The organism is Microbacterium umsixpiens, assembly GCF_053543675.1.
Map to the genome: position 1 here is coordinate 3134 of NZ_JBLVOH010000145.1, position 1747 is coordinate 4880.

At 65.8% G+C, this 1747-nt stretch carries 2 protein-coding genes; both read left to right on the forward strand.

All coding sequences use genetic code 11. The features are described from left to right. Positions 1 to 919, forward strand: a 919-nt coding sequence (locus ACNPM4_RS14300) for a carbohydrate ABC transporter permease (RefSeq protein WP_448986093.1), incomplete at its 5' end; no start/stop codon positions are given. After that, positions 906 to 1747 (forward strand): carbohydrate ABC transporter permease (locus ACNPM4_RS14305; RefSeq protein WP_448986094.1); only part of this gene is annotated, 842 nt, incomplete at its 3' end. The genes ACNPM4_RS14300 and ACNPM4_RS14305, both read left to right, overlap by 14 nt.

The following is a 1747-nucleotide window of genomic DNA, read 5'->3' on the forward strand; positions in this document are numbered from 1 at the left end:
CGCCGGGCGCGCCCCGCGGCGGCGTCGCACCCGCCGGTCGACCCTGATCGGCCTCGCGTTCGCGTCGCCGTTCATCGTCGGGTTCCTGTTCCTCTTCGCCTACCCGATCGCGGCGTCCGCGTACTACAGCTTCACCGACTTCAACCTGTTCCAGTCCCCGGAGTGGGTGGGGCTGGCGAACTACGTGCAGATGTTCAACGACGGCGTCTTCTGGAAGTCGCTCGCGAACACCGCCGTCCTCACGGTCTTCGGCGTTCCGCTCGCGATCGGCATCGCCCTCGCGGGTGCCCACCTGCTGAACACCCCGGTGCGGGGCCAGCCGCTCTACCGCGCGCTCGTCTACCTGCCCTCGATCGTGCCCGTCGTCGTCGGCGGCTACCTGTGGCGCTGGCTGCTCAACGCCCAGTACGGCTTCGTGAACTACTTCCTGTCCTGGTTCGGCATCGAGGGACCGGCCTGGTTGCAGGAGCCTGAATGGACCAAGCCCGCCATCATCCTGATGTCGCTGTGGACCGTCGGCGGAACGATGATCATCTACCTCGCCGCCCTCCAGGAGGTCCCGAAGGAGCTGTACGAGGCGGCCGAACTGGATGGCGCGGGCATGTGGCGCCGCTTCACCAGCGTGACTTGGCCGACCGTCTCGCCGGTGACCCTGTTCCAGGTGATCGTGAGCATCATCGGATTCCTGCAGATCTTCACGCAGCCGTACATCCTCTCCCAGGAACGGCTGAATCAGGCCGGCTCCGGGCCGGGGCAGTCGATGCTGTCGTACGCGATGTACCTGTATCAGAACGCGTTCGTGTTCCTGAAGATGGGCTACGCGTCGGCCATGGCCTGGACCCTGTTCATCATCACGCTGGTCGTGAGCCTGATCGTGCTCGCGACCTCGAGGAAGTGGGTGCACGATGGCACACGCTGACGTCGCCGTCATCCGCAAGCGTCCCCGGCGGGTACGCCGGACGATGCGCCGTGCCCGGCAGCAGGTCTCGGTCGCGTTGCTCGCGCTGCTGTTCCTGTTCCCGCTGCTCGTGATGCTGTCGACCGCGTTCAAGACGCCGGGCGACGTGTTCTCCTCGCCGCCGTCGCTGCTGCCGACCGACTGGACGCTGGACAACTTCGCCGAGGCGTTCGAGCAGATCCCGGTGTGGCGTTATCTCGGGAACACCCTGTTCGTGTCGGGGATGAGCATCCTCGGCACGGTCATCTCGTGCCCGCTCGTGGCCTATGCGCTGGCCAAGGTGCGCTGGCGCGGCTCCCGGCCGCTGCTCATCCTGGTGCTGGCCACCATGATGCTCCCGCCGCAGGTCACCCTCATCCCCCTGTTCCTGGTGTGGAACGGGCTCGAGGCGACCAACACGTATCTGCCGCTGATCGTCCCCGCGTTCCTCGGCACGCCGTTCTTCATCTTCATGATCCGGCAGTTCCTGCTCGCGGTGCCGGACGAGCTGATCGAGGCCGCCCGCCTGGACGGCGCCTCCGAGTTCCGCACCTACGCGACGATCGTGCTGCCGTTGGCGCGGCCCGCCATCGTGACGGCGGCGATCTTCCAGTTCGTGTGGGCGTGGACCGACTTCCTCAACCCGCTCATCTATCTGAACGACGAGTCCACCTATACGCTTTCGATCGGTCTGTACGCCTTCTTCGGTGAGAATGACGTGGCGTGGGGGCCGCTGATGGCCGCCTGCGTCATGTTCACACTTCCGGCCGTGGTGATCTTCCTGATCGGTCAGAAGTTCTTCATCGGTGG